7 protein-coding genes are annotated in these 6628 nt (G+C 71.2%); all 7 read right to left on the bottom strand.

Annotated elements, in window-relative coordinates; genetic code table 11:
- Positions 1 to 104 precede the first annotated feature (104 nt).
- Positions 105 to 899, bottom strand: coding sequence for a pyrroline-5-carboxylate reductase (proC, locus tag QSK21_RS19105; RefSeq protein ID WP_285697520.1), 795 nt, complete (start codon positions 897 to 899; stop codon positions 105 to 107).
- A gap of 90 nt (positions 900 to 989) precedes the next feature.
- Entirely contained in the window at positions 990 to 1910 is a 921-nt protein-coding gene (locus QSK21_RS19100) for a proline dehydrogenase family protein (protein ID WP_285697519.1), read from the bottom strand.
- An 87-nt stretch (positions 1911 to 1997) separates the two neighbouring features.
- Positions 1998 to 3194 (bottom strand): LCP family protein, encoded by a 1197-nt coding sequence (locus tag QSK21_RS19095; protein WP_285697518.1) that lies wholly within the window; start codon positions 3192 to 3194, stop codon positions 1998 to 2000.
- Positions 3195 to 3281: 87 nt separating this feature from the next.
- Positions 3282 to 4016 (bottom strand): ABC transporter permease, encoded by a 735-nt coding sequence (locus QSK21_RS19090; RefSeq protein WP_285697517.1) that lies wholly within the window; start codon positions 4014 to 4016, stop codon positions 3282 to 3284.
- Positions 4013 to 4762: an ABC transporter ATP-binding protein gene (locus tag QSK21_RS19085; RefSeq protein WP_285697515.1), complete on the bottom strand. Its 750-nt coding sequence runs from the start codon at positions 4760 to 4762 to the stop codon at positions 4013 to 4015. Before QSK21_RS19085 ends, QSK21_RS19090 begins: the two co-directional genes overlap by 4 nt.
- A gap of 105 nt (positions 4763 to 4867) precedes the next feature.
- Entirely contained in the window at positions 4868 to 5554 is a 687-nt protein-coding gene (locus QSK21_RS19080; RefSeq protein WP_285697514.1) for a TetR/AcrR family transcriptional regulator, read from the bottom strand.
- Positions 5555 to 5572: 18 nt separating this feature from the next.
- Positions 5573 to 6457 (bottom strand): sugar phosphate isomerase/epimerase family protein, encoded by an 885-nt coding sequence (locus QSK21_RS19075; RefSeq protein ID WP_285697687.1) that lies wholly within the window; start codon positions 6455 to 6457, stop codon positions 5573 to 5575.
- Between the last annotated feature and the right edge of the window lie 171 nt (positions 6458 to 6628).

Raw genomic sequence — 6628 nt, 5'->3', positions numbered from 1 at the left:
GCCCGTAGCCAGCCGTGGACCGGTGCCCTGGCCGGCCGTGGACCGGTGCCGTGGCCGGCCGTGACCGGTGCCGTGGCGGGGCGTGAGGGCGTGATCAGACGCGATCAGCCGCCGGCCAGTTCTCGGCCGCGGTTGCGGGCGGCCTCGATCGCCTCCAGGACGGCCGCGCGGACGCCGTGCCGCTCCAGCTCGCGGATCGCCGCGATCGTCGTGCCGCCCGGCGAGGTCACCGCCTCCCGCAGCATCACCGGGTGCTCACCGGAGTCGCGCAGCATCACCGCCGCGCCCACCGCCGACTGGATCACCATCTCCAGCGCCGCCGCCCGCGGCATCCCCAGCAGGATGCCCGCGTCCACCATCGCCTCGACCAGGTAGTAGAAGTACGCGGGTCCGCTGCCCGACAGGGCGGTCGCGCCGTCCTGAAGGCTTTCCGGCAGCCGCATCACCTTGCCGACCGGCGACAGCAGCTCCTCGGCCAGCTTGAGGTGCTCCTCGCCCGCGTGCGAACCGGCCGAGATCACGCTCATCGCCTCGTCCACGTGCACCGGCGTGTTGGACATCACCCGCACCACCGGCACGCCCTCCGGCAGCCGCTCCTCGATGAACCCGGTCGTGATGCCCGCCGCCATCGAGATCACCAGCCGGCCCGGCCGCACGATGGGGCCGACCTCGTCCAGGAGCACCCCCATGTCCTGCGGCTTGACCGCCAGCACCAGCACGTCGGCGGCGGACGCGGCCTCCACGTTACGGACGATCTCGATGCCGTACCGCTCGCGCAGCAGCGCGCCGCGCTCCTCCCTGCGGACCGTGGCCATCAGCTCCGACGGCCGGCGGCCCGCCCGGAGCACCCCGGACAGCAGCGCCTCGCCCATCTTGCCGGCACCCAGAATCGCGATCATCGACGCACCTTGACACGGGAATTCCATTGACCGTTCCCAGCCTAGCGACCCTACGGAGCGCCACCGGCCCGCAGCGTCCGGACCGCCCGGTCAGGACCGCGACATCAGGGAGCGGAGGAAGAAGCGCAGGTTCGCCGGGCGCTCGGCCAGGCGGCGCATGAAGTAGCCGTACCACTGGTCCCCGTACGCGACGTACACCCGCACCCGCGCGCCCTGGGACGCCAGCCGCCGCTGCTCCTGCGGGCGGATCCCGTAGAGCATCTGGTACTCGAAGGAGCTGGGGTCACGATCGAACAGGACGGCCAGCGCCCCCGCGATGTCCACCAGCCTCGGGTCGTGCGTGGCCAGCATCGGGTAGCCCTTGCCGCCCATCAGCACTTTCATGCACCGCACGTACGACTTGTCGACCTCGGCCCTGTCGGTGAACGCGACATCGTCAGGCGCCCCGTAGGCCCCCTTGCACAGCCGCACCCGCGAGCCCTCGTAGGCCAGCTCGGCGCAGTGCTCCTCCGCGCGCCGCAGGTACGCCTGGACGACCCCGCCCGTGTCCGGGAAGTCGCGCCGCAGCTCCATCAGGATCCGCAGGGTCGAGTCGACGTGCTCGTGGTCCTCCATGTCGAGCGTGACCGTGGTCCCCGCGGACCGGGCGGCGGTGCAGACGCGGCGGGCGTTCTCCAGCGTGAAGTCCTCGTCGAACGCCTGCCCGATCGCGGTCAGCTTGAGCGACACCTCGGCCTGCTGTGCCAGGCCCGTCGAGGCCAGCCGTTCCAGCAGCTCCACGTAGTGCTCGACCATCGCCTGGGCCTGCCCGGCGTCGGGGGTCAGCTCGCCCAGCACGTCCAGCGTGACCAGCAGGCCCTCGCGGGTCAGGTCTCCGGTGACGTCCAGGGCCTGGTCCATGGTCTCGCCCGGGATGAAACGGCGCACCGCGTCACGGGTCACCGGCGAGGTCTCCACGAGCTTGCGCACGCGGTCGCTGTGCGACGCGGCCAGCAGGACCTGACGAAGCACTGTCCATCCCTTCTCCGGACGGAACGGCGGCCGTCCCGCCATCTTCAGGTTAATAGCCCGGAGAAGGGGCCCGAATCGCGGAGAACCTCACGAGACGGTGCCGACGCGGTTCGCGCCGCCGTACCGCTGGACGTACTTGTCGACCTCCGCTTGGCGCACCGCCTGGAACAGTAGCTGCGACTTGGCCTTGTCCAGCAGCACCACGCTCTGGCTGCCGCGCCGGCCGGTGCCGGTGTAGGGCGCGGTGAGGAACGTGACATCGCCGGGACCCACGCCGCGCAGGCTGAGCGCCAGGGAGCGCAGCTTGCCCGCCGACACCGAGTCGTCCACGCTGATCGACTTGGTCATCGCGGACAGGAACCGGTCCAGCTTCAGCGGGTTGGTGATCGTGCCGCCCTCCGCGGCCTTGGACGCCAGCGCCCGCAGGAACGCCTGTTGCCGCTTGATCCGGTCGAAGTCGCCGTTGGGCAGGCCGTACCGCTGCCGGACGAACAGCAGCGCCTGCTCCCCGTCCAGCCGCTGCCTGCCCGCCTCCCAGCGCACCTTGTTGGCCGAGTCGTAGCTGCCGCGGTCGATGGTCACCTCGACGCCGCCGAGCGCGTCGGTCATCGCCTTGAACCCGCTGAAGTCGATCGCGCCGAAGTGGTCGATGCGGACCCCGGTCAGGTTCTCCACCGTCTCGATCAGCAGCGGCGGGCCGCCGAACGAGAACGCCGCGTTGATCTTCTGCGGGCCGTACCCGGGGATCTGCACCCAGGAGTCGCGCGGGAACGAGATCACGTACGCCTTTTTGCGGTCGGCCGGCAGGTGCAGCAGCATCAGCGTGTCCGACCGCTGGGCGCCCGGCCTCCAGAGCCGGCCGCCCTCGCCGGTGGTGCCCACCTCGGCGCGGGTGTCGGAGCCGACCAGCAGCCAGTTCTCGGTGCCGGTGACGTTCGGGCCCGGACGCTTCTTCCCGGTCGGCATCACGCCGGGGAGCCGGTCGATGTTGCCGTTGTAGGACGACTGGCGCTGCCAGATGAGGCCGCCGGTGCCAAGGGCGATCAGCAGGATGAACACCCCGACCGCGGCCAGCACCCGCGGCCAGCGGCGCTTGCGTGGCGTCCCTGGTAGACCGCCCTGCCCGGGACCACCTGGCCCGCCCGGCCCGCCCGGCCCGCCGGGGCGGTCGGGGCCGTCGGGCAGGATGGCACCGAGCCCCGACGGGGCCGGGCCACCGGGGCCGGGAACGGCGGGGCCCCCGGACGAACGCGGCCGGGAACCCGGGTGCTCAACGGGATTCATGAAGCGCGAGATTAGCAGCAGTTCCCAGGGTCATTTAGATCGTGAGGCGGCTGTGGAAAACTCCGCTCCGCTTCGGGGAAACTCCAGTCAATCCGTCCTTCTTCGCAGCGTCGCCGCACCCAAAAGCAGGGCCAGGAGCATGCAGGCGGTGATGATCAGCACGTCGCGGGTCAGTTCGGGCGAGATGTCGGGCTCCCGCGTCACCCGCTGCATCGCGTCCACCGCGTACGACAGGGGCAGCACGTTCGAGATCGCCTCAAGCCAGCCCGCCATCCGTTCGCGCGGGACGAGCAACCCGCACAGCAGCGCCTGTGGCAGCACGAACGCGGGCATGAACTGCACCGCCTGGAACTCGGTACGGGCGAACGCGCTGGCGAACAGGCCCAGCGCCATCCCCAGCAGGGCGCTCAGCACCGCCACCAGCACCAGCGACCACACCGCGCCGACCAGGTCGAGGCCCAGCCAGGTCAGCGAGATGCCCAGCACCACCCCGACCTGCACGAGCGTGATCAGGCCGAACGCCAGGGCGTAGCCGAGCAGCAGGTCGAGCTTGCCGGTCGGCATCGTCATCAGCCGTTCCAGCGTGCCGCCGGTGCGTTCGCGCAGCGTTCCCACGCTGGTCACGATGAACATGACCACGAACGGGAACAGCCCCAGCAGCATTGGCCCGATCCGGTCAAAGGCTCCGGGAGTGTCGAAGACATAGCGCAGCAGGATCATCAGCAGCGACGGGACGCCGATCATGAGGCCGATCGTCCGGTGGTCGTGGCGGAGCTGGCCCAGGATCCGGCGCATCGTGGCCAGGGTGATCGTGATGCTCATCGGTGGCTCCCCGCGTGCTCGGCGATCAGTTGCAGGAACGCGGCCTCCAGGTCGGCGGTGGAGGTGCGGGTGCGCAGCCCGTCGGGGGTGCCGTCGGCGAGGATGTGCCCCTCGCGCATGAGCAGCAGCCGGTCGGTGCGTCCCGCCTCGTCCATGACGTGGCTGGAGACGACCAGGGTCACGCCGCGGTCGGCCAGGCCGCGGAACAGCGTCCACAGCTCCTGGCGCAGCACCGGGTCGAGGCCCACGGTCGGCTCGTCGAGGACGAGCAGCTCGGGGCTGCCGAGCAGGGCGACCGCCAGGTTGGCGCGGCTGAGCTGGCCGCCCGACAGCGTCCCCGCGACCTGGTCGCGCTGGCCGCCGAGCCCGACCTCGTCGATGACGCGGTCGACGTCGGAGCGGGGGGCGCCCAGGACGGCGGCGAAGTAGCGCAGGTTCTCGCGTACGGACAGGTCCAGGTAGACGGCGGGGGTCTGGGTCGAGTACCCGACGCGGCGGCGCAGGCCCTTGGACCCGGCGGGCTCGCCGAGCACGGTCACCTCGCCGCCCTTGACGATCTGCACGCCCACGAGCGCCCGCATCAGCGTGGTCTTGCCGCAGCCGCTCGGGCCGAGCAGCCCCACGACCGAGCCGCGCGGCACGTCGAACGTGAGCCCGTGCAGGACTTCCTTGCCGCCCCGTGTCACCCGCAGATCGCGCACGATCACCGCGGGCCCGGCGGCGGCCTTCGGACTAAAACTCATCATGTGTTGAATTTATGCCCGCACCAAGGCCCGGTCAAGGGGCCACAGAACGCGAAAAGGCAGGCGACCGGCGGCAGGCCCGCGACCTGCCGCTCAAGGGGAAAGACGTCAGGGAGCCAGGTGGAGCTGGACCGCCGGGGCCAGCAGCTCGACCAGTTCGTCCTCGGTGGCCGAGGCGATCGGCTCCACCTTGATCACGTACCGCAGCAGCGCCACGCCGATCATCTGGCCCACCGCCGCGTTGATCCGCAGCAGCGGGATGCCGTGGATCTCGGCCGCCTTGGCGAACAGCGCCGAGCTGATGAACTGGCGCATCATCACCGCGATCTGATCGTTGGTCATCGCCGAACGCAGCATCGCGACGAGCGAGGCGCGCTTCTCCTCATCGCGCCACACCTCCAGGAACACCCTGACCATGGTCTCGCCAAGCCTGTCCCTGGTCGTCCCCAGAATCCTCGGCACAAGTCGGGACGGGTCGATCGGGAACCGCATGGCCGCCACGAACACGCCCTCCTTGTTGCCGTAGAAGTGGTGCACCAGCGCCGGATCCACACCGGCGGCACGGGCGATGGCGCGCAGCGACGCGCCGTCGTACCCCTTCTCGGCGAACAGGTCGCGGGCGGCCGCGATGATCGCATCGCGGGTCTCGGTCGGCCCCGGGCGGCGTCCCGGGCCGCGTCCTGAGCGGCGCCCCGCTTCAGGCCCCTGCCGTTCGGGTGCCCGCCGTTCGGGTGCCTGCCGTTCGGGCCCCTGCGGTCGCTCGCGCCGCCGCGGCGGCCGTGCCGGCTCAGGCACCGTGGCTGCCCCCGGTGGTCACCGCAGGCTCCGCTGGGTGATCTCACCGGCGGGCGTGACCTCCCAGGTGCGGTGGGCGGCGGCCAGGTGGAGCCGGGCGAACGCCAGCGCCTCGGCCAGGTCCTCCATACGCTGGGCGCGGCTTGCGGCGCGGCGCGTGTTGACCTCCAGGCAGATGTGGCCCCGGTAGCCGTCCTCGGCCAGCCGCTCCAGCATCGGGCCGCACGGCTGGTTGCCCCGTCCCGGCACCAGGTGCTCGTCCTTGTTGGTGATACCGACGCCGTCGGCGAGGTGGACGTGACGCAGGCGCCGCCCCAGCCCGTCCGCCATGGCGAGCGCGTCGGACCCCGACACCGCGGTGTGCGACAGGTCCAGCGTGACGTAGGGGTAGTCCTGGTCGACCGGGTTCCAGTCGGGCAGGTACATGCCGGCCTCGGCGCCGCGCGCCTTCAGCGGGAACATGTTCTCCACGGCGAACAGGACGTCGGTCTCCTCCTGCATGCGGGCGAGCCCGTCGACGAACTCGCGGGCGTACTCGCGCTGCCAGCGGAACGGCGGATGCACCACGACGACCTCGGCCCCCAGCGCCTCCGCGACCTCCTTGGAGCGCACTAACTTCCCCCAGGGCTCCCGTCCCCACACCCGCTGGGTCAGCAGCAGGCAGGGCGAGTGGATCGACTTGATCGGCACCTGGTGGTAGTCCGACAGCCGGCGCAGCACGTTGAGGTCCTGCGAGGAGGCGTCCGTCGAGACCATGACCTCGACGCCGTCGTAGCCCAGCAGCGCGGCGATCTCGAAGGCGCTCGGCACCTTCTCCGGATAGACCGACGCGGTCGAGAGCGTGATCGGCGCGTCCGGTACCCGGATCGCCGGCGTGGCGGCTCCATTGTGCTGCGGGGTCAAGGCTCCCTCGCCTGGCTGGTCGCTGAGCAGTTCCCTGATGCTGTGCCCGCCGGGCCCGTCGGCCCCCTGCCTCCCGGCGGTGCGCACGCACCGAAAGCCTATGCGCCCGCGTGGCCCTTCGGGCACCCGGCGGGCGGTGATCCTGATTTCTTAACGTCCGGAGTGACTACG

Source organism: Actinomadura sp. NBRC 104412, from assembly GCF_030269515.1.
Lineage (GTDB): Bacteria > Actinomycetota > Actinomycetes > Streptosporangiales > Streptosporangiaceae > Spirillospora.
Note: the sequence above shows the minus strand (reverse complement) of the source record. Positions and strands in the feature narration are given on the sequence as shown.